This is a genomic window from Caulobacter sp. (assembly GCF_049283275.1).
Taxonomy (GTDB): Bacteria; Pseudomonadota; Alphaproteobacteria; order Caulobacterales; family Caulobacteraceae; genus Caulobacter.
The window spans coordinates 26,065-46,447 of sequence record NZ_JBAPVS010000203.1; the positions used below are offsets into that span (position 1 = coordinate 26,065).

At 67.1% G+C, this 20,383-nt stretch carries 15 protein-coding genes; 4 read left to right on the forward strand and 11 right to left on the reverse strand.

What is annotated here, in order from left to right; all coding sequences use genetic code 11:
- Positions 1-47: 47 nt before the first annotated feature.
- The 6 genes from WAL33_RS11155 to bdcA form a co-directional block, all read right to left on the reverse strand.
- On the reverse strand, positions 48-2,918 hold the full coding sequence (locus WAL33_RS11155; protein WP_422181378.1) for a TonB-dependent receptor domain-containing protein: 2,871 nt from the start codon (positions 2,916-2,918) through the stop codon (positions 48-50).
- 421 nt (positions 2,919-3,339) lie between these two features.
- On the reverse strand, positions 3,340-5,322 hold the full coding sequence (locus tag WAL33_RS11160; protein WP_422181380.1) for a 3-hydroxybutyrate oligomer hydrolase family protein: 1,983 nt from the start codon (positions 5,320-5,322) through the stop codon (positions 3,340-3,342).
- Positions 5,312-5,638 (reverse strand): AtuA-related protein, encoded by a 327-nt coding sequence (locus WAL33_RS11165; protein ID WP_422181382.1) that lies wholly within the window; start codon positions 5,636-5,638, stop codon positions 5,312-5,314. The genes WAL33_RS11160 and WAL33_RS11165 overlap by 11 nt, the downstream gene beginning before the upstream one ends.
- Positions 5,635-6,990, reverse strand: a complete 1,356-nt coding sequence (locus WAL33_RS11170; RefSeq protein ID WP_422181385.1) for an acyclic terpene utilization AtuA family protein — start codon at positions 6,988-6,990, stop codon at positions 5,635-5,637. Before WAL33_RS11170 ends, WAL33_RS11165 begins: the two co-directional genes overlap by 4 nt.
- On the reverse strand, positions 6,990-8,288 hold the full coding sequence (locus WAL33_RS11175; protein ID WP_422181387.1) for a CitMHS family transporter: 1,299 nt from the start codon (positions 8,286-8,288) through the stop codon (positions 6,990-6,992). The genes WAL33_RS11170 and WAL33_RS11175 overlap by 1 nt, the downstream gene beginning before the upstream one ends.
- Before the next feature lie 432 nt (positions 8,289-8,720).
- Complete coding sequence (gene bdcA / locus WAL33_RS11180; protein ID WP_422181389.1) at positions 8,721-9,434, reverse strand: SDR family oxidoreductase; 714 nt, start codon at positions 9,432-9,434, stop codon at positions 8,721-8,723.
- 154 nt (positions 9,435-9,588) lie between these two features.
- Between bdcA and WAL33_RS11185 the strand changes: the two genes are divergently transcribed.
- Positions 9,589-10,086 (forward strand): TetR/AcrR family transcriptional regulator, encoded by a 498-nt coding sequence (locus WAL33_RS11185; RefSeq protein ID WP_422181391.1) that lies wholly within the window; start codon positions 9,589-9,591, stop codon positions 10,084-10,086.
- 300 nt (positions 10,087-10,386) lie between these two features.
- Here the strand turns inward: WAL33_RS11185 and WAL33_RS11190 are convergent, their stop codons facing one another.
- The 5 genes from WAL33_RS11190 to WAL33_RS11210 form a co-directional block, all read right to left on the reverse strand.
- Complete coding sequence (locus tag WAL33_RS11190) at positions 10,387-12,690, reverse strand: TonB-dependent receptor domain-containing protein (RefSeq protein WP_422181393.1); 2,304 nt, start codon at positions 12,688-12,690, stop codon at positions 10,387-10,389.
- A gap of 137 nt (positions 12,691-12,827) precedes the next feature.
- On the reverse strand, positions 12,828-13,817 hold the full coding sequence (locus tag WAL33_RS11195; protein WP_422181395.1) for a FecR family protein: 990 nt from the start codon (positions 13,815-13,817) through the stop codon (positions 12,828-12,830).
- 112 nt (positions 13,818-13,929) lie between these two features.
- Positions 13,930-14,457, reverse strand: coding sequence for an RNA polymerase sigma factor (locus tag WAL33_RS11200; RefSeq protein ID WP_422181397.1), 528 nt, complete (start codon positions 14,455-14,457; stop codon positions 13,930-13,932).
- Between the two features lie 167 nt (positions 14,458-14,624).
- Positions 14,625-15,815 (reverse strand): LptF/LptG family permease, encoded by a 1,191-nt coding sequence (locus WAL33_RS11205; protein ID WP_422181399.1) that lies wholly within the window; start codon positions 15,813-15,815, stop codon positions 14,625-14,627.
- 18 nt (positions 15,816-15,833) lie between these two features.
- On the reverse strand, positions 15,834-17,084 hold the full coding sequence (locus tag WAL33_RS11210; protein ID WP_422181401.1) for a glycosyltransferase family 4 protein: 1,251 nt from the start codon (positions 17,082-17,084) through the stop codon (positions 15,834-15,836).
- Positions 17,085-17,273: 189 nt separating this feature from the next.
- On the opposite strand from WAL33_RS11210, the gene WAL33_RS11215 reads away from it, so the two are divergent.
- Genes WAL33_RS11215 through WAL33_RS11225 form a run of 3 tightly spaced genes read left to right on the forward strand, consistent with a single transcriptional unit; the run spans position 17,274 to position 20,249 of the window.
- Positions 17,274-18,449 carry a glycosyltransferase gene (locus tag WAL33_RS11215; RefSeq protein WP_422181403.1) on the forward strand — a complete coding sequence of 392 codons (1,176 nt, stop codon included), beginning with the start codon at positions 17,274-17,276 and terminating at the stop codon, positions 18,447-18,449.
- 14 nt (positions 18,450-18,463) lie between these two features.
- Positions 18,464-19,387, forward strand: coding sequence for a hypothetical protein (locus WAL33_RS11220; RefSeq protein WP_422181405.1), 924 nt, complete (start codon positions 18,464-18,466; stop codon positions 19,385-19,387).
- Positions 19,380-20,249: a glucosamine inositolphosphorylceramide transferase family protein gene (locus tag WAL33_RS11225; protein WP_422181407.1), complete on the forward strand. Its 870-nt coding sequence runs from the start codon at positions 19,380-19,382 to the stop codon at positions 20,247-20,249. The genes WAL33_RS11220 and WAL33_RS11225 overlap by 8 nt, the downstream gene beginning before the upstream one ends.
- Positions 20,250-20,383 lie beyond the last annotated feature (134 nt).

Below are 20,383 nucleotides of genomic sequence, written 5' to 3' on the forward strand. Positions count from 1 at the left end.
GCGGCCCCGTCTCTAAGGTGTTTGATGCGTAGCTCGTCACGAGCTGACTAGAAGGCCTTGTTGACCTGCAGGGTCCACTGGCGGCCCAGCACGTTGTGGACGCTCCCATCGAACGCCGAGCCCGTGGTCAGGACGACCGGCGGGTCCTTGTCGGCGAGGTTCTGGAGGTTCAGCGACACTCGCAGCCCGCGCGACCAGGCAGGCGCGCGATCTTTCAGCACGGAATAGGTCAAGCCCGCGTCGAAGGTGGTCCAGCTGGGCACCTTCGACTTGCCAACCGTCACGCCGCCAATGGTGAGCGGGATGGTGTTGGTGTAGTCGCCCACGTAGTTCATGAAGAGGTTCGCCGCCCACGGCCCTTGGTTCCAGCCGATATTGGCGCGGCTACGCAGGCTGACGGGGTAATAAAGCTCGTCGAGGCGGTTTGCTTCGGCGACGGATGGCGACGCCTTCACCTTGTTGTTGAGGATTTTGGTGACCGAACCGCCAACGGTCCAGCGCCCGACCTCGGTGTCGAACCCGTAGTTCAGAGAGAAGTCGAGACCATCCTGCAGGGTCGAGGCCAGGTTGGTCTTGCGCGAGTCCAGGATGACGTTGACCTGGCAATAGGTGCCAGTGACCGGCACGATGTAGTCAGCGATCCGGCCGGCAAGATAGTCGCGCAGCTTTGGATCATAGGTCGCCGGGTTTCCCGCCACGCAGGTCGTCGGGTTGTTGATCGGCGTGATGAATTTCCCGAACGCCGCGCGGTTGGCGGCGCTGGCCAGATAGAGGTCGCGATTGGGGCTGGTGATCTGATTGTGGTAGTCGATGCGATAGTAAGTGCCCGACACCCGCAGGCCGGCGATCGAGGGCGGGGTGATGTCGAAGCCGATCGATAAGGTGTCTGCGGTCTCCGGCTGGAGCGTGGAGTTGTTGCCGAGGATGACCAGCGCGCTGGTATAGCCCGGGAACAGGGCGCCGATGGCCGGATCACCTGAGTTGTTGATCGTCGGCAGACCCACGATCTCGGCGGAGAAGACCGTCGGGCTCTTGTCTGTAAGGGTGGGCGCGCGGAACGAGGAACCCGCCGAGGCGCGGAACGCCAAGGTGTCATTGACCTCCCAGGTCACGCCGATCTTCGGGTTGGTCGTCGAGCTGACGTCCGAATAGTCATCGTAGCGAGCCGCGACGTCGACCGCCAGGCTCTGAACGAAGGGCATGGCGTTGTTCGGCCCGACGATCGGCACGTAGATTTCGGCGAACACCGACTTCACCTTGCGATGCTCGTTGGACTGGTTGTCGATGGCGAATACGTTGCTCGCGCCGCGGTTGGCGCCGTTGCTCAGTGTCTGATGCTGGTCGGAATACTCACCGCCGAACGCCGCTCGGACCATGCCGCCCGGCAGGCGGAACAGCGGGCCGTTGAACTTGAGCACCGCGTCGTTCATCACGTTGCGGCTGTACTGGACGTTCGATCCGGTGAAGCTGGCGATTTGGGCCGAACTCAACGGCGTAGCGCTGAAGGGATTCAGCGTGCCGGCGTTCACCTGGGCCGCATAGGCGTCCAGGTTGACGTTTGAACCCAGGTTGCAGATGCCGCACGTGCGGTCCGCGCCGTTGGTGAAGTAGAGCTCGCTCTTCCAGCTGGCCGGCAGGCTGGCCGACAGCCCCACCGTCTGGGTGACCGCCTCATCCGGGTTCACCGTCTCGGTAACGCCGATATAGCGGTTGAAGTTGATCGAGTAGGTCTCGGCTCCGCTCGGACAGTTGGCGGTCGCTGTGCCCGGCGTGCCAGGCACACCCGACACGTAGTACGGCGTTCCGGTACAGACATTGATATTCGTACCCGTGTTGGGCTGGTACTGCAGCGTCGAGGTCTTCCGGTGAGTGTAGAAGCCCTCGTAGTAGGCCGACAGCCACGGCGTCAGGTCCTGATTGACGAAGAGCGCCAGCTGGCGCCGGCGAACATCCGGCAGATAATCGGTGTAGCGCGCTGAATCGACGAGGTTGGTCGTGGTCAGCTGGGCGGCGCTGAGGCCGGCGCCCCCGCCGGTCGGAAAGCCGTAGTATGTGTAAGCGCCGTTCTGATTGACGACGAGGTTGCCGACGCCGCCCGAAGACACCGTGCCGTTCAGAGCCCGATTGTCCTGGCCGCCGAAACCCCGCAGATCCTGCATCAGCAGGGCGCTTTCGGAGCGCTTGCCGCGCGTGCGATGCATCACATCGCCCGTCAGGATGATGTTGCCGTGGCCAAGGCTGTTTTGCCACTGCCGGCCGACCGTGAACGATCCTCCAATCTCTTCCGAGAAGCGATGCTTGGTGAAGCGCGTCGAGACCTCCTGGCCGTCGAAGTTCTTGCGAAGCACATAGTTGATGACGCCGCTCACCGCGTCGGCGCCGTAGATCGCCGAGGCGCCATCGGTGATCACATCGACGCGTTCGAGGGCGGCGATCGGCACTTGGATTGCTTCGGTGAAGGCGTCGGACGCTCCGCTCGGCGCCACCCGGCGGCCGTCGACGAGCGTCAGCGTCGCGCCATAACCCACGCCGCGAATATTCACTGCCGTGCCCTGCGTGGAGTTGCCCCCGTAGCCGGTCGTGCCACCTTCGACATAGTTCTGGCCCGAGCCTCCGGCCAGCGGCGTGCTCTGGATCTGCGGCAGCGTACGCAGGACCTTCTGAATGTCGGTGAAGCCGGTGGCCCGAATGTCCTCGGCCGTCATCGTGATCGTTTCGCTGCCGACCGCCTTGACGCCGGCGATGTTAGTACCGGTCGCCACGACCACGACTTCCTCGACCGTCGCGTCCTTGTCATCAGCAGGTTTCGGCGCCGCTGGCGCGGCCTGCTGGGCGAGCGCCGTGGTGGCCAGCATCAACGCCAGGCACGAGGCCCCGCTGAACAGACCAAACGTCTTGCGAATATCGGACCCGCGCATGGGCATTCCCTCCCCTATTTATTTTTTTGCTCTTCAAGGCCCCCCATCAGCCTCCGCGCCGTAGAAGCGGCGAGAAGGGACAGGGTCTGGGCTCGGACGCTAGGTCTGGGCCAAGGCCATCGAACCGACCAAGGAGATCGGCGTCGGGGCGCCTCTGCCCTCAAGCTGTCGGAAGAGTTTGCGTGGGGCTAAACGTTTTCTCCGATGAACTCATAAGCTTCCTCGAAGAATTGCGAGCACGGGCGGGCATGCAAAAAGACCCCTCGATCCGAGGATCGAGGGGCGCAGCAGGATGAGCCCAAGGGACAGGCGCGCCGACGCGAGCCCACCAGGCGTTATCTTGCTATCGGGTCGGCAAGCCCGGTTGAAATGGCAAATTCCGATCCATTGATCAGGCGGGCTGATCAATCGTCTCCTGTGTTCAGTCGGGCAGGATGACGATGCCTTGCTGCACCACGATATGGTCTCTGGGGCCGACCACCGATGCGATGGGCGGTATATTGTCCAGACTCAGAGGGGCGGCCGCGCCAAGCGCCCCGCCCCGTGGCGTGGTGCGGACGATCTGGCTGGGCGGTAGAGCCGCCGAGGTCGTCAGGTTCAGCCAAAGCCGGTCCAGAGCCTGGAGCAGGTAGTAGCCGAGCGGTACGAACCGGGTGTCGAAGCCCGGGCCCGCAAAACCGAAATGCTCGGCATGCTCCACCTCGATATATCGCAATCGACTCTCGCCGCCTTCTCGCAAGCTGTTGGTCGCCAGATAGGGACGCGAGCTGAAGCTTGGCGGCACCCGATTGTCGGCGCGGCCGTGCACGATGATCGCCGGCTTGCCATGCAGGTCGCCCTCGGCGCGAAACTCGGCGATACCGGCCTGGACGCGTTTAGCCCTGGCCGACCGCCCTACCGCCAGTTCGCGGATGCAGAGCGCGCCGTCGAGATTGTAGTCGGTTCGACCGGTGCTTTTCGAGCGCGACAGATCGTTGCGCCGCGGACCACCGGGATCATCGTCGTTGATCAGATCGATACTTCCGGTCGGCGCGCCGCCTGCGGCCTTGGCGAAGATTTCCGCGAATTCGGCGGGAGGAACAGCGCGCGGCCTGCCTTCGGCGTCGACCGACGCAAAGCTATAGCCGCATATCCGGTCCTCGACGCCAAACCGGCCATGATCGCTGGCGTATTTGACCGCGGTCGCGTCCGGCCCAACGAGATATCCGGCTGCGTTCAGCACGTCGGTTTCCGGGTCGAAGCCGTAGGCCAGCAGTTTGTCCTGCGCTTCGCGCGCCTGGCCCTCCAGCGTTGTCGCCGACAAGAGCTCTCGCTGCGCCAGCGACGCGCAGCGATCGGCGGCGTGTGTCAACCGCTCGACCCAGGGGGCGTCGGGCATGGCCAGGGCCGCGCAGGGTTCGTAGAGATTGGCGAAGCTGAAATAGTCCAGCAAGGTTCGCGCGCCGTTCGCCCGCAGCGCCCCTCCCCGCACGACCCGGACGCGGGCGTCACCGATCACCTGCACCTGGGGCTCTCCGGCGACGACGCCGTCGATCAGACCTTCGCGATCCTTTTCGGCCGCATAGAGGGCGGCTCCGCCCCCGTTTGAATTGCCCGCGACGATCACCAAAGTGTTGTCGCGGGTCCACCCGCCGCCGTCGCGCGCGTTAAGTTGCCAGAAGGCGTAGCGTATCGCCCGCAGGACATCTTCACCCCACTGGCTTTCGGGATTGTGCCGCGAGTGGGCGGCCTTGAAGGCGATGCGATGCGGGTATCGCGCGAGGAACCTCGCCCTCTCCTTCGCCGACAACGGCGCGGTGAAATGCGATCGCTCGCCTGCGGCGGCCGAGCTTGCGGGCGCGCCATCGAACTGGATGACGGTGTCGCTCTGGAGATCGTGCGCGCCGGTTCCATGGCCCTTGTCGGTATAGACCACCGCGCACCCATGCTGCAGCCCCCAGAAGCCAAGGGTCGAAATGTCGTGATAGAGGCCGAGCGAGCCCGACTGCGGCGTCGCCAGGATGCATCGTTGCTCACGGGAGAGATGAGCAGGAATCTGCAGGAGGACCGCGCTCCTCGCCCCGGAGGGGCCCTTCGTGAACGCTCTATATTCCTCGCCCGCGACACGCCCGTCGTTCGGGTACGGCTTCGTGGTCGTCGCGTCGACCGTGGGCCCAAACAGCCGTCCCCACCCTGACGCCTGGTCGAGCCTTACGCTCATCGTCGCGCGCCGGAGCTCAGCGAAGGTGGGGTGCAAGGGATCGGCATAGGGCCGGGGTTGGCCGACGAGCCCCACCAGGTCGTCCTGAACACCGTCATAGTGACGGTGGTCGAGCACGACGAAGTCGCTGGCCGCCGCGGTGGCGGCCAGCGTGAAGCCCGCTGTCAGCCCAAGGATAGCCGCAAGCCAGCGCCTAAGCCGCATCGCCGATTTCCGTCGCGTTGAGGTCCAGCTCGAGAAGCAGGCCGCTCAGGCACTTGCCATGGGCGTCCAGGGCCAGTGACCGCGTCACCCCGCCCCCCAGCGCACCGTTGAGCACGAAATTGAGCGCCAGCAGGTTTGGCAGGTCGAAGCGCCTGACCTCGCCACGAACGATACCCCGCAGGTGGCTCTTGACGCGCTCAGGCGTCAGGACCGCGCGGACTTGCTCATAACCAGCCTGATCGTAGGCGATGACGGAGATGTTTGAAACGTCGCCCTTGTCGCCGCTGCGGGCATGGGCCAGGTCGCGCAACTTCATGCTACGGCCTCGAAGATCACGCTTGGCTCGACCAGGTCCCGTTCGATCAAGGTCGAGACCACCCCGATCACCGGACTGACCGAACGCGTCGCCCCTCCGCCGCCCGCTGGTCCGTTGGTGTAAAGCGCCTCGACCTCGCGCCCGACGCGGTCCGCGTCATCGCGGGTCTGTGTTCTGGCGACGACACGGGCGCGCACTTCCATCGGCGCAAAGGCCGAGACCAGGGTCTCGGGCGCGACGGCGTCGACGCCGATGAGCTCAAAACGCGTCTCGTCCGGCGTCAGGCCGATCAATCGAAACCGCTCGGCGATGATATCCAACGCAAGTCGGCCCCGCGCGACCGCGGTCGAGCCGGCATAGGAAATCGCACCTTCCCCGATGAAGCCCTCCTTTCGGCCCAGCGACACCTTCAGGCGATCCGGGCGCGCCGTCCCGCCGCCGCCGACGACCGCGACGCGATCGGGGCCAATCTGACGGAACGTGACCGTGGAAAAGTCGGCGATGACGTCAGGCGTCAGATAACGGGCGGGATCGTGGAGTTCGTAGAGCAGTTGCTCGGTGCAGGTCGCCACATCGACCCGCCCGCCCGAGCCGTCGACCTTGGTGATCACCGCGGCGCCGTCCTCGGCCACCTCCGCCAGTGGAAAGCCCAGCCGCGCCAGTCCGGGCACGGTCTTGACGCCAGGATCGGCGAAATAGCCCCCCGTTACCTGGCCGGCGCACTCGAGCAGATGGCCCACGACCGTCCCACGGCCAAGCCGCTCCCAGTCGTCCATCGCCCATCCGAACTCATGGACCAAGGGCGCCAGGAACAACGAAGGGTCGGCCACCCGGCCGGTGACGACCACGTCGGCGCCGCGCGCCAGGGCGGCGACAATGGGTCTGCAGCCAAGATAAGCGTTGGCGGAGATCAGGCTGTCGCCAAGGCCGGCCACGTCGCCCTCGGTCTCCAGCAAGGCGCGGTCCGAACCCTTGAGAACTTCGAGCACATCGTCGCCGACCACCGCCGCGACCTTGACGCCTTTTAAACCCAGCTCCGAGGCCAGTTCGGCGATCCTGCGCGCCGCCGCCCGAGGATTGGCCGCCCCCATGTTGGAGACGATCTTCACCCGCTTCTCGACGCATAGCGGCAGCACGGCGCGGATACGCGCCTCCAGCAGAGGATCATAGCCGCCCGTCGGATCGATCAGCCGCGCACGTTGGGCCAAGGCGATCGTGCGTTCCGCCAGACACTCGAAAATCAAGTAGTCCAGCCGTCCTTCGCGAACGAGCTCGATCGCGGGCTCGATACGGTCGCCGGAAAAGCCTGCGCCGGCGCCGAGACGGATGACGGGAGAGGTCCGGGAAGACATCACAGCGGAAAAAGCCCTAGCAGGAGACAGGCCAGCGCCATCACCAGCGATGCGCCGTAGAGGAACGGGAAGGTGAACTTCTGGTGGGCGGACAGCTCCACGCCCGCCAGGCCCGCCACCAGGAACGTGGCTGGCGTGAGCGGGCTCACCGGAAAGCCGGTCGTCATCTGGCCGATGAGCGCGGCCTGGGCGACCTGGACCGGCGCCCCGCCAAGATGAGCATGCGCCTCGGCGATCACCGGCAGCACGCCGAAATAGAACGAGTCAGGATCGAAGATCATGCTGAGCGGCATCGCAACCAGCGAAAGGGCGAACGGAATATGCCGCCCGCTGTCGGGATGAACGTTGGAGACCGCCGCGCTGGCCATGGCCTCGAGCATGCCCGATCCGTCCATGATCCCCGTGAATGCGCCGGCGGCCAGGAGGATCGAGGCCATGAGCAGCGCCGACTTGGCATGGGCGTCGATCCGGGCGCGCTGATCGGCGACCTTTGGAAAATTGATCACGAGCGCCACGGCGAAGCCGATCATGAACACGGCGGCTGGAGCCACCACCCCGCTGACGAGCACGCCCATGACGGCGAGCGTCAGCGCGAGGTTGAGAAAGAACATCGCGGGCCGAATGGGAGGGCGCTCGGGCGCGTCGTTGGTGATCTCGGCCAGAAAGGCCTCAGCGCCCCCGTCCTTGAGCTGCAGGCGCTTTTCCTCACGCTTGCCAAGCCACCAGCTCGCCGCGAACACAAACACCAGACCCACCGCCTGGACGGGGATCATGGGGCGGAAGATGTCCAGAACCGGAATGTGAAGCGCCGACGAAGCCCGGACCATCGGACCTGTCCAGGGCAGGAAATTGACGCCCGCCGCGAGCGAAGCGACACACGCCAGGACGCGGCGATCCATCCCGAGCTTGTCGTAGAGCGGGCGCATCGCGGGGATCGCCACCAGAAAGCAGACGGCGCCCGAGCCATCGAGGTGGATCAGCAGCGCCAGCAAGGCGGTGCCGACCGTGATCCGGCTAGGCCGCATGCCGACCGCCTTCAGGATCCTGGCCACGATGGGGTCGAGCAGACCCGCATCGGTCATGACGCCGAAAAACAGGATGGCGAACACGAACATCGCCGCGATCGGCGCGATCTTGCCGACGCCTGTCAGCATCAGCTGCGGAACCGCGGGTCCAAATCCCGCGGCCAGGGCCGCGACGACCGGGATCAGGATCAGCGCCACGACGGGTGACGCTCGATTGGAGAGGATCGCGACGGTCAGCGCTATAATCGTCGCAACGCCGATGAGGGCGAGCATGGAGGCGTGTTCTTCCCAGACGCTGCGGTCAGCTTGTCTGGGAGTTATGGTACCCGACGCGCAAGCCCTGCAAACCGGAAGAACTGATCAACTCATAGCGATTGCCGATCAATAGGGTCGGCCTTCCCGCTAGCCTACGCCAGGGCGCCGGAGGTCTGGCAAAGAGACCCCCCGGGGGGGCCAAGAAGCGGACGTTCCCAGGTGCAGCAATGAGCCGGCGTGGCCGCTGATCTGAATGTCGTGTTCCTGGAGCAATGCCAAGGTCCGCATCCGGCGCGTTCACGCACAGCCAGTCGCGACCTCCAGCAGAAGACTCCGAAGCCAGCGATGGCCAGCATCGGAATCAAGGCGAGGAGTGGCAGGCTGCAACCAGGTTGTACGTCGCCACAAAAGGTTGTCATCCCGAGCGCGGGCCCGGGATGACAGGCAGGCCTAGGCGCCGAAACCGCCGTCGATGGTGTGCATAGCGCCGGTGATGAAGCTGCCTTCCGGTCCCGCCAGATAGGCGACCATGCCGGCCACTTCTTCGGCGCGGCCATGGCGCTTGAGGGCCATGAAGCTGTGCATCAGGTCCTTCATCGGGCCCTCGGCGGGGTTCATGTCGGTATCAATCGGGCCGGGCTGCACGATGTTGACGGTGATGCCGGTGTCGCCGAAGTCGCGCGCCAGGCCGCGCGCCATCCCCTGCAGGGCCGACTTGCTGACCGCATAGCTGGCCCCGCCCGCGAACGGCATGCGATCGCCATTGACCGAGCCGATGACGATGATCCGGCCGCCCTGCGGCATGGTCTTGGCCGCCTCGACGGCCGCGTGGAAGGGCGCGCGGACATTGATGTCGAAGACCCGGTCGATGATGTCGGGATTCTGGGTGCGGGGGTCGCCGAACTCGGCGACGCCGGCATTGACCACCAGCACGTCGAGCGGGCCGCTGGCCTTGACCAGGGCGATCACCGCGTCGCGGTCGGCGCTGTCGGCGCGAATGGCCTTGGTCTTGGTGCGGGCCGCCAGCTGCTCGGCCGCGTCCTTGGAGCCAGCATAGGAGAAGGTGACGTCGGCGCCGTCGGCGGCGAAGCGCTCGACGATCGCGGCGCCGATGCCGCGGCTGCCGCCGAGGACGAGGACGCTTTTGCCAGAGAAGTCGGTCATGAGGGTTGTCCTTGAGTTATCTGTAGTGGTCACTAAATAATTGGCTGCATCGCCCGTTCAAGGTCATTTTGTAGTGGACGCTAAAATAATATCGCGCGGGCGGGGACGCCCCCGGAGCTTCGATCTCGGCCAGGCCGTCCGGACCGGCCAGGCCTTGTTCCATGCCCGAGGCTATGACGGCGTGGGCGTGGCCGAGATCGCCCAAGCCCTGGGAGTCAGCCCGCCCAGCTTCTATGCGGCGTTCGGGGGCAAGGCGGCGTTCTTCGAAACGGTGCTGCGGGCCTATGACGCCACCGACGGGTTGCCGCTGGACGACATCCTGGCGCCGGGACGGCCCGTGGGCGAGGCCTTGACCGATCTGTTGCGCCAGAGCGCCGAGCGCTATGCGACCCAGGGCGACGCCTCGGGCTGCATGGTCATCGAAGGTCGCCACAGCAACGACCCCGAGGCCTGCGCCGCCGCCGATCGCCTCGGCGAGGCGGCGGCCGAACGGATCCGCGCTTTCATCGCCATCACCGATCCCGAACGCGCCCAGGCCTTGGCCGATTATGTGGTCGCCGCCATGACCGGCCTGTCGAGCGCCGCCCGCTCGGGCCTGGATACGACGCGCCTGAGGGCAATCGCGGACCTGGCGTCGCGGGCCTTTGCCTGACAGGCAGGGCTAGGTTTGTAGCGGCAGCGTCGGGCGTTTAAGGCCCGGAATCTGGAGTGACCCCAACAGCCGCTGTTGGCGCAACCAGGCGATGCCCGAGCTCTTCCGGCATTCACTCAGCGCAGCGGCCCTGTCCCGCTGAAGCCTGTCAACGCGCCCGCGGCTCGATCGTTTGAACGCGCACCTATTGCGCTGCTTGACCAAGGCGTTGACCGGCGTGATGAACGCTCGCGCCTCTCGCTACCTCGCCCATTTCGCGCCGGCCAGCTTCGTCAGGCCCTCACACTCCTCCGTGTGTCGCTAGAACCGTTTGCTAAACCGAAAGCTCACGGTGCGGGGGCGGGGCGGAGTGATGATCTGGTCTCGGCTAATCAGGTAGGGATTGCCGAACGAGAAACTGTTGGCGTGGCCGTTCAGCGGATTGTCCAGGATGGCGCTCAGCGTCCAGCCCGGCGTCGTCAGACTCGCCACGCCGCGCAGGCTCACCAAATCACCCATCTCGTGGGCCCTGTCGGCGCCAAAGGTCAAATAGGACGAGCCGACATAGGAGGCTTGACCTTGCAGACGCAGGGTCGGCCCCGCGGCCAGATCCCGATGATAGTCGACGCCGAGGCTGGCTGAAGCCTGGGAGACCCCGGGAAGGGCCGCGCCCTTACGTGTGCTGAAAGCGGCGTTGAATGTGGTGACTTCAGGATCGTTGATCAGGGCCGCGGCGCGCAGGTCGAGCCGCTCGCTGACGCGGAAGGCCGCCTCGACCTCGAAGCCCCGGTTGGCGCCGTCGCCGATATTGACGGTGTAGGCCGTGCCGTCGGCCAGATACTGATCGCTTTGGACAGACTCCCAGGTCGCGTAGAACACCGCCGCCCGGCCTTGAAGGCGGTCATCAAAGGCCCGAAACTTGGCGCCCAGCTCGTAGTTCCACAGCTCGTCGGCCGCGTAGCGCTGCGGCGGCGTTTCGGGCGCATCGAACATCTGGCCGATCCGCCCGGCCGTGTTGAACCCGCCTGGGCGATAGCCCTCGGCCGCCTGGGCGTAGACCAGCACCCCGGGGCGGACGTCATAGGTGACGAGCAGCTTTGGCGAGAAGCCGGTGGCTTCGGCCGATCGACTGACTTGGCGCTGGCCGGCCGGCTGGGTCGCCGTGGAATTGGTGTCGAAGCTGAAGTTGAACCAGCGCAGGCCGGCCGTGGCCGACAGGCGCACGGTGGCGTCGAAGGTCACTTCGCCATAGAGGGCCTCCTCGTTGATCTCGTCGCGCCGGCGCTCGGCGTAGACGGCCGGCGAGCGGGCGGGCAGGGCGTGCAGGCTGGAGGCGAGCCTGATCGAGCCGTCCGAGGCGAACGCCCCGACCAGGCCGTGCAGGCGGTATTCGCTGGGCGTGGAATAGGTGACTTCAACCACCGTCAGGTCAATGCCCTTGTCCTCGTCGAACGCCGCCGGAACCTCCGCCAAGCCGTAGAGCGTCGAGGCCGCGGTGGCGTCGTAGCGGCTGCCGAAATTGTGCGACAGGCGGGAGACCGCGCCCGTCACCCGGCCCCATCCGCCTTCGCCAGCCACGGTCAGGGACACGTGATCGAAGTCGCTGTCGTGCGGCTCGCGCACCAAGGAGTCGCGGATTTTAGGCCCCAGCCGCCGCAGCCCGTACTGGGTGTCCTGGTTGTCGTTAGACTGGTGGGTCACTCCGAGCGTCAAAGTCCAGTTCGGCGTCACCATCGCGCGCAGGCTCGCTCGCATCCCGACCTGGTCGGAGCCGTTGACGCGGCTCAGGCCTAGTCTTGGGTTGGCGATGTAGCCGTCCTGGGCCTCGCGATAGACTACCGCCCGCAGCGCCGCCCGGCCGCGGATGAGCGGCAGGTTGGCCACCGCCTCGAGTTCGCTGCCGCGTCCACCGCCCTGGGTGAAGCCGAGCCCGGTCAGCACGCTGGCCGAATAGCGGTCGAGGTCGGGCTTGCGGGTGGCGATCCGTATCACCCCGCCCAGCGAGCCGCCGCCATAAAGGGTGCCCTGCGGGCCGCGCATGATCTCGACGCGCTCGATGTCGGTAAGACGCAGGTTGGGATCCGGAGCGCTGTAGGTGATCGGCACGTCGTCGAGATAGAGCGACACCATCGACTGGGCCTGACCGGTAAAGGCCCCGTCCGACAGGCCACGCAGCAGCACCTTGTCGCGGCCAGGCCCAAGGTTGGTCACCGTCATGCCGGCGACCTGGCCGGTCAGGTCGTGGAGGCTGGTCAGCGCCTGGCGCTCAAGCCCATCCGCCGAGACCACCGAGATGGCGTAGGGCGTGCGGCCCGGAAGGTTGGGATAGCGCTGGGCGGTGATCACCACCTCGCCCAGGCCCATCGGCGCCGGAGCCGGAGCCCGCCGCACGGGAGGCGTGGACGCTGTTGCAAGGCGGTGGATGATCACCGTGCGCGGATCGGGCTGGCGGTAGCCGCAACCGCTGCCGGCCAGAATGCGGTCGAGCGCGTCCGACATGGAGAGGCGGCCCGTCAGGGCGGGAGCTTGGCCACGGCACGCGTCGAGATCGCCGCCCAGCGAGAGCTCGGCCTGAAGCGCGAACTCGATCAGCGCCGCACGGACAGGCTTGGCGGCGATCTGCAATCGGACGACGGGGGAGCTGCGGTTTGCGAACAGGCGCGGCGCGGCGTCTGAGGGAGCGCCGACAAGGCTTGCCAGGCCCGCGCTTAGGGCCGCGGCCCGGAGTCGGGCGCTGACGCGGTCGACCTGCCCCGTCACGATCAGCGGCGCGCCGGCTTGGCCTTGAGGATTACCTCGCCCGCCATCGTTTCAGAGACGATCGGGGCGAACAGTTCCAGGCGCCGAACCATGGCGGCCTCCTCGTCGATCAGCAGGACGCCCGAGACGGTCACCGAGGCAGCGCTTGGATCGACGCGGATCGGCGTGGCGACATACCGATTGAGGTCGCCGACCACCTCGGTCAGTGGCGTGCGATCATAAATCAGCTTGCCGGACTTCCAAGCGAACGCCGTATCCGGGGCCACCTCGCGCGTTCGCGCGCTCGCCCCGGGAAGTTGGACCAGCTGCTGGCCGCGCGCCAGCTTGACCGTCCCTTCCTGCCCTCCCGAAACGGCCACCAGGCCGCGGCGAACCGAGACGGCAAGGCGCCCGGTGTGGCTGAGGATGTTGAACTCCGTGCCGAGCACGCGCACCTCCCGCGCGCCGACTGCCACGACAAACGGGCGGTTCTCCAGATGAGCGATGTCGAAGCTGGCCTCGCCATCGACCAGGGTCACATCGCGCTGCTTGGCGCCAAGGCTGACCCGCAGGGTGGTGCTGGGGGCCAGGGTCAGGCGCGAGCCGTCGGCCAGGGCGATCTCGCGCGTCTCGCCGCGCCGGGTCGAATAGTCGGTGAAGGTGGGCTGAGTTAGGCGAGGTCCAGCCAAAAGCGCCACGATGGCGGCCGCGGCGGCGGCGCCAAGGCCGATCAGCACCCGCCGCCGTGGCGCGCCGGTCGCCCGGCGCAGGGGCGTGACATTGGCCGCGAGCGGCGCCTGGACGGCCGGATCTGGAACGGTGTCGTTGGCGGGCAGGTCTTCCAGGTCGAGCCATACCGCCTCGACGGCCTCATAGGCGGGCGCGTGCGCCGGGTCGGCTTCCAGCCAGGCCTGGAACGCGGTCCAGTCCTCCAGGGCAGGATCGCCCTGCAGCTTGGCGAACCAGTCGGCGGCCACCTGCTGGATCGGATCGTGATGGATGGACTCGGTCATCGACGGTTCGCGCTTCCTTCGCGCCAGGTCTGGAACGGGCGCTGCCTCATTGACGTCACGCCGCCGCAAAGTCCCCTGCACATCTCGGTAAAGTGAGGCATATCGGTCACAGTCACCGTCCCACCTTGCTGACGAGGTGGCCCAGGGCCAGGCTGACGTGCTTCTCGACGGCGCTGCGCGAGATGCCCATGCGTTCGGCGGTCTGGGCGTGGGTCAGGCCTTCGAACTTGTGCAGGCGGAAGACGCGCTGGGTCAATGGCGAGAGGGTTTCCAGCGCCTGTGACAGCTTCTCCAGCCGCTGGCGCGCGATCACCGCGCTTTCCGCGTCCGGGGTGTCGGCGACGTCCAGCACGCCGACCGTGGCGTGGTGCGTCCGTCGCCATTCGGTTTCGCGCGCGCCGGCGCGCCGGGTCTGGCGCAGCCGGTCCAGCATCAGGTTCGAGGCCAGGCGATAGAGATAGGCCTGCGGGTTGTCGATCGGCTCTTCCGTGACGGCCAGGACCTTCAGATAGAGCTCCTGGACGAGGTCCTCGACGTCGCCCCGGCCGCCCAGCCGCGCCAGGAAGAACCGCCGCATGTCCACGCGGCGTTCGAGATAGACCGCCGCCAGGGGCGAAAGGACAGGCGCGGCGTCGTTCATCGCGCGCGCGGGCCGAAGCGTTCGGGTGGCGGGGTGGGGATCTGGCTTTCGGCGTTCGTCGTCATCGCCAGGGTTCGGCTCGCTGAAGGAGTCGTTGGGGAGCCCAAGAGACATGACTTGACGGCATGACGAAGGCAAGTCGGCGGCGGACGCCGGCGCGTCCGAGGCTAGGCGGCGGCGCGGCGCGCGAACGCCCGGGCGATGGCGGAAAAGAACGCAGCAATGCGCTCGGTCACCCAGCTTACGGGGTTCTCGCCGGGGCGCTTGCGACTGGCGACCCAGGTTGCGATGCAGATGGCCGAAAAGCCGGCGGCCGGCAGGCCGACCGCTAGGATCGCCGGGAGGCCCGCGCCCGAGACCATCGCCTGGCCGAGGATCATCGAGGTCTCGAAGAGAAACAGCAGCACCCCGCCGGTGGCCATCGCCGAGCCCGCGCCGGCGCGCTTGGCGCTCAGGCCGAATGGAACGGCCAGCAGCGGCAGCAGGGGCAGGATCAGCGCCCGTGACGACCGGGCGTAGAACTCGGCCAGCAGGATCTGGCGGGGCAGGACGGTCGGGGTCTTGCCGAAACCCTGTCGCGCCAGTTCGACGAGCGTCAGTTCGCTGCCCTCGTCGCCGCGCGCCCGGAACAGCTTGCCCGACAACGACAGCGGCACATCGAAGGAGAAGGTCTCGAAGTCGGCGACATAGACCTGGGCGTCAGGCGTCGTGCTGACTTGGCGTCCATCGTGCAGTTCCAGCGTGACGCCGCGATCGCGCGCGTCCCTGCGTACGACCGCCGAGGCCGCCGTCAGGACATCTTCGCGGCCGTCCGGCTGGATCTTGCGGATGAAGACACGCTCCAGATGGCGCCCGCTGGCGTCGGTGCGATCGGCGGTCAGAATGACGGGACCGGCCGAGAGCAGCGCCTTGGGCCGCACGTCGCCGTTCCAGCCGGCCTTCTCGGCCGCGTGCAGCACGGCGTGATAGGCATAGCGGCTGTAGGGCTGGACGAAGCCGAACAGCAGAACGCTGAACGCCATCAGCAGGACGCCCAGGCCCACGAAGGGCGCGGCGAAGCGGCCCAGCGACATGCCGCTGGCCAGGATGGCGTCGATTTCCGAACTCTTGTTGAGGCCGTTGACCACCACGAACAGGCCGATGAAGAAGCCGCCGGGCAGGGTCAGGCCTACATAGTGCGGGACCAGATTGATCAGCAGCTCGCTCAGGTTCTTGAGGCCGTCGGTCGTCTGCGACAGCAACTGGAAGGAGCGCATCAGGCGCTCCATCAGGAACGCCACCATCGTGCTGATCAGCACGGCGGTCATCGGAGTCAGGGCCTGCCTCAGGAGATAGCGGTCTAGCGTCTTGTGGAGCATGGTCGCGCGCGAGGGCCCCTAGAGCGCCGCCAGGCCGGCGGCTTGCAGATCGGCCAACGCGCCGTGTCGGCGGGCGGCGAGCCTCCGCGCCGTCGCGGCCGCCCGCCCGCCCAGGGCCTCGACATAGACCTCGATCACCTCGTCGAGGATCTCCGACCAGCGATAGGCGGCGCTGCGTTCTAGCGCCTCTGCGCCCAGGCGCGCGCGGGTGTCGGGGGCGAGGATCAGCTCGCTGAGCGCTTCGGCATAGGCGCCGGGCTGGTCGACGCACAGCCTGGCGTTGCGACCGTGCCGCAGCAGGGCGCGGGTGTTGGGCGCGTCGGCGCAGACCATGGCCAGGCCGCAGGCCATGGCCTCGAGATTGACGTTGCCGAACGTCTCAGTGGTGCTGGGATTGAGGAAGATGTCTCCGCTGGCCAAGGCCGTGGCCAGGGCTTCGCCTGAGAGGAAGCCAGCGAACACCGCGCCCGGCAGGCGCGCCTCGAACCAGGCGCGGGCCGGGCCATCGCCGATGACCAGCACCTGCGGCGCGTGGCCAGCCGCCTCGATCAAGCCGATGGCCTCGGCAAAAGCGGCCAGGCCTTTCTCCATGACGATCCGGCCCAGGAACACGATCACTGGGCGATTGGAATCAAAGCCCTGGCTCAGTCGCCAAGCTTGGCTGCGGCGGCCAGGATTGAACAGCTCGGGATCGACCCCCCGCGCCCAAGTCCGGACAGGCGTTGAGGGGTTCTTGGCTCGCAGCTCCTCGCCGATCGCCTCGGTCGGAACCATGACGCAGTCGCAGGCGCCGTAAAATTTCCAAAGCTGTCGGCGCACCAGCGGTTGCAGCCGTCCCAGGCCGTAGTAGTCGAGATAGGTGTCGAACAGGGTGTGCAGGCTGGCGACCACCGGGACCTTCAGCTTCCGTCCGAATCTCAGCGCCGCCGAGCCCAGGAGGTCGGGGGCCGAAAGATGGATGAGGTCGGGTTTGAAGGTTTCGACGTCGCGGCGCACCGAGCGCGGCAGACCGAGCGCCAGTCGATAGTCGCCGCGGAACGGGATCTTCACCGACGGCACAGAGATGAGCTCGCCGGCCGGTTCGAAGGCGGCATCGGGGCCGGTCGGGGAATAAACCCGCACCTGCGCCCCGATCGTGTCCTGCAGGTGGCTGACCAGGCGGTTCAGCGACTTGTTCGCCCCGTCCAGGGTGTAGTTGTAGTTCCCCGAGAACAACGCAATCCGCAAAGGGCGCGCACCATTGGTGTGCGCCTGCACCTTGATATCCATGCTGGTCCTTCCACGTGTACGCCCGGTCCCAGCCGATCAAGACGTCGCGCTTTGCTCACCCCCACACGGAATTTCGAAAATCGGTGAGGCCCATGCGGGTCGACGTCGTCCTTTCGTGAAGGCGGCCACCGGCGTCACCGTCACGGTTTCGGACAAGCGGTGGCGGCGGGGCCTTTTCGAAGGAACACGATGCGGGTTGTGGAAGTCGCCGAGTTCTATTCGCCCAGTGGCGGGGGCGTGCGGACCTATATCGACCGCAAGTTCGAGGCCGCCGCGCAGCTGGGCCACGAGCTCTTCGTCATCGCGCCGGCGCCGCGCGACGGCTTCGAGATGCGCCCGGCGGGCGGCGTGATTCAGGTCCGCGCGCCCCGGCTGCCGTTCGACGCCAACTACCACATGTTCTGGGACGCCGACCCAGTGCACCGCCAGCTTGATCTCCTGGGCCCCGATCTGGTCGAGGCGTCCTCGCCCTGGCGGGGCGCCGGGGTAGTCGCCAACTGGGCGGGACGGGCCCCGCGGGCCATGTTCATGCACGCCGATCCGGTGGCGTCCTATCCTCAGCGATGGCTGGCGCCTGTCGCCACGCCTCAGCGGATCGACCAGATGTTCGGATGGTTCTGGAGCTATCTGCGCCGGCTGGCCGGCGGCTTTGGCTCCGTCGTTGCTGGCGGACCCTGGCTCGCTGACCGCCTGACGGGGCAGGGGGTGAGCGCGGTGGCGAGCGTGCCGCTCGGCGTCGATCGCAGCGCCTTCTCACCCAGCAAGCGCGACGCGGCGCTGCGATCGCGCTTGCTGACCGCCTGCGCTTGTTCCGACGACGCTAGACTCGTTCTCGGCGTGGGACGTTTCCATCCGGAAAAGCGCTGGCCGATGATGATCGAGGCAACGATGCGCGCCCGCGCCGATGCGCCGATAGGTCTCGTCCTGATCGGCGATGGCATCGACCGAGCACGGGTGGCCCGCGCCGCGGCCGGCAATCCTCACGTATGCATCCTGCCGCCGATCCGGGACCGCGGCCTGCTCGCGGCTTACCTGGCCAGCGCCGACGTCCTCGTGCACGGCTGCGAGTCCGAAACCTTCGGCCTTGTCCCGGCCGAAGCCATGGCCAGCGGCCTTCCCGTCGTCGGACCCGATCGCGGCGGCTTTGCGCATCTGGCCGAGCCTGCGACGTCGGAGATCTATCGCGCCGGCGACACAGGGGCCGCCGCAGCCGCCATCCGCCGCCTGCTGGCGCGCGATCCTGGCCTGCTGAGGGTCGCCGCCGTCGCGGCGGCCGCCAAGGTCCGTCGCGACATCGACCACTTCGCCGACCTCTTCGATCATTATGGGGCCGTCGCGGCCGGGGCGCGGGGACGAGGCGGGTGAAACGGAAGACCCTGATGGACGACGCGGCGCCGAATATCGCGGGCAAGGCCTCGCGGCGATGGGTCTGGCTGGGCGGCGTTCTGTCGGCGTGCTTGGTCAGCGCCATAGTGCTGCAGCTAGGCGGAGCCGGAGGCGAGGTGCTGAAGACGGTCCGCCAACTGCCGAACGCCGTCTGGCCGGTCCTCTTGCTGCTCTATCTGACACAGACGCTCTTTGACTATGCGATCTTCCGGCGGCTCTGGACCCTGCCCCTGACCGGCCTCGTGGCGCTGCTGCGCAAGAACGTCATCAATGAGGCCGTGCTCGGCTACAGCGGCGAGGCCTTCCTCTATGTCTGGGCGCGGCGCGCGGCCGGCGTCGCCGCCGCGCCCTTCGCCGCCATCAAGGATGTCAACATCATCTCGGCGCTACTGGGCAATCTTTTGACCCTGGCCTTGACGGCCATCAGCGCTACGCAGCTGCGCGAACTCGATTTCGCCCAACGGCTCGGGCCGGCCCTTTGGTCGGGGCTCGTTCCGGTGGCGATCTCCGTCGGCCTTCTGGTCTTCGGGCGTCGGGTGTTCTCGCTGCGTCCGAGGGAGCTGGTCTATGTCGCTGCGGTTTGCGGCCTGCGCCTGACCGTCTGGGCCGGGCTCACGGTCCTGGTCTGGAGACTGGCGCTGCCGGAGGTCGCGGCGGGGCAGTGGGTCGTGCTTCTGGCCATCCGTTTGCTGGTGTCGCGCATCCCGCTGATCTCCAACAAAGACCTGGTGTTCGGGAACCTGATGCTGCTGCTCTTGGGGGGGAATTCGACCGTCGCCGTGCTGCTGGCGGCGCTGGCGGTGATGACGCTGGGGCTGCACCTGCTCGTCATCGTCGGACTCGGCGCCGTCGATCTGGTGCGCGGCCTGTCGCGCGAGCCTCGCGCGCTCGCTCTGGCCGAGGCCTCGCGTGACTGACTGGACAACGCGTATCCCCGGGCGCGACATCTGGCGGGTCGGCCTGGTCAAGGCGCCGATCGGTGAGATCACGCGACGCGGCTTTTCGCCTGATCAGCCTGTCCACTGGCTGCCCGAGGAGGGGCGGCTAAAGTTCCTGGCCGACCCGTTCGGCGTCTGGCGCAACGGGCGGCTCCATCTGTTCGTCGAGGCCTATGACTACCGGACCCGCCACGGCGTCATCGAGCTGATCGAACTGGGCGCGGACTTCGCGCCGGTCCGGCGGGCGGTGGTGCTGCGCGAGCCCTGGCACCTGTCCTATCCGCAGGTCTTCGAGGCCGACGGCGAAACCTGGATGCTGCCCGAGGCCTATCGCTCGGGCGCGTTGACGCTCTATCGCGCGGCGGCGTTCCCGCACGTCTGGGAGCCGGTGGTCCGGCTGGCGCTGGACACCCCGGCCATCGACGCCACGCCGTTCCGCCACGACGGCCTTTGGTGGTTGGCCTATTCGCCGACCGGGCCGCAACGCTGGAAGCAGGGGCGGCTCCATTTCGCCTTCGCCGAGCGGCTGACTGGACCCTGGCGGACGCATCCGGGCAATCCGGTCCGCAACGATCTCTCCTCCAGCCGGCCGGGCGGCTCGGCGTGGCTTGAGAATGGTGTTCCACACCTGCCGGTCCAGGACTGTACGCGCACCTATGGCGGGGCCCTTCGTGTGCTCAAGATCCTGGAGCTCTCGCCCCGCCGCTTCGAGGCCGAAGCGAGCGCGCCCCTGGTTCCGCCGTCTAGCGCGGGCGCCTATCGCCAAGGACTGCATACACTGTCGGCCTGCGGACCGGTGACCCTGTTCGATGTTAAGCGCGTCGACCGGTCAGTGTGGTGAGGGCCTGAATGTCCGGAAGCTGACGGCGCGCCAAGGTCTGCTCATGGCGCACAGCCGATGTACGACGCGCCGTTCGAGTAGCGTGTCGCAGCACCCTACGGCCGCCTCACTAGACCATTGATTTTATTGGATCG

Bases quoted from the DNA above. Each gene is read 5' to 3' on its own strand.
- WAL33_RS11205 (WP_422181399.1), bottom strand. From the start codon at position 15,815: ATGCTCCACAAGACGCTAGACCGCTATCTCCTGAGGCAGGCCCTGACT.
- WAL33_RS11195 (WP_422181395.1), bottom strand. From the start codon at position 13,817: ATGACCGAGTCCATCCATCACGATCCGATCCAGCAGGTGGCCGCCGAC.
- WAL33_RS11170 (WP_422181385.1), bottom strand. From the start codon at position 6,990: ATGTCTTCCCGGACCTCTCCCGTCATCCGTCTCGGCGCCGGCGCAGGC.
- WAL33_RS11175 (WP_422181387.1), bottom strand. From the start codon at position 8,288: ATGCTCGCCCTCATCGGCGTTGCGACGATTATAGCGCTGACCGTCGCG.
- WAL33_RS11220 (WP_422181405.1), top strand. From the start codon at position 18,464: ATGGACGACGCGGCGCCGAATATCGCGGGCAAGGCCTCGCGGCGATGG.
- WAL33_RS11160 (WP_422181380.1), bottom strand. From the start codon at position 5,322: ATGCGGCTTAGGCGCTGGCTTGCGGCTATCCTTGGGCTGACAGCGGGC.
- WAL33_RS11210 (WP_422181401.1), bottom strand. From the start codon at position 17,084: ATGGATATCAAGGTGCAGGCGCACACCAATGGTGCGCGCCCTTTGCGG.
- bdcA (WP_422181389.1), bottom strand. From the start codon at position 9,434: ATGACCGACTTCTCTGGCAAAAGCGTCCTCGTCCTCGGCGGCAGCCGC.
- WAL33_RS11200 (WP_422181397.1), bottom strand. From the start codon at position 14,457: ATGAACGACGCCGCGCCTGTCCTTTCGCCCCTGGCGGCGGTCTATCTC.
- WAL33_RS11155 (WP_422181378.1), bottom strand. From the start codon at position 2,918: ATGCGCGGGTCCGATATTCGCAAGACGTTTGGTCTGTTCAGCGGGGCC.
- WAL33_RS11165 (WP_422181382.1), bottom strand. From the start codon at position 5,638: ATGAAGTTGCGCGACCTGGCCCATGCCCGCAGCGGCGACAAGGGCGAC.
- WAL33_RS11215 (WP_422181403.1), top strand. From the start codon at position 17,274: ATGCGGGTTGTGGAAGTCGCCGAGTTCTATTCGCCCAGTGGCGGGGGC.